The 331-nt window shown below is 66.8% G+C and carries 1 protein-coding gene; it reads left to right on the forward strand.

All coding sequences use genetic code 11. The features are described from left to right. Positions 1 to 331, forward strand: a 331-nt coding sequence (locus QP415_RS11085; protein WP_285100100.1) for an Fn3-like domain-containing protein, incomplete at both ends; no start/stop codon positions are given.

Genomic DNA, 331 nt, shown 5'->3' on the forward strand with positions numbered 1-331 from the left:
GCCTCTTCCTCGAGCACTCGCAGAACTGGGCGGGCGCGGGTATCTCGCTGACCTTCTCCGGTGACGGCGTGGCCGAGGCCGGGGACGCCCAGCAGATCACGGTCCCCGCTAAGTCGAACGCCACCGTGACCGTCACCGTGACCCCCGAGTCCGAGTTCGCGGCCTTTGCCTCGGAGAACGCCCCCAAGGGAACCTTTATCGACGGCGCCGTGACCTTCACAAGCGAGGACGGGACCCCGAGCCTGACCGTGCCCTACCTGGGCTTCTACGGCTTGTGGGGAGCCCCGAACGTCTTCGATGGCAAGTGGTCGGATAACGAGACGACGCCCGT

It is taken from the genome of Pauljensenia sp. UMB3104 (assembly GCF_030217285.1).
In the GTDB taxonomy this organism is placed as follows: Bacteria; Actinomycetota; Actinomycetes; order Actinomycetales; family Actinomycetaceae; genus Pauljensenia.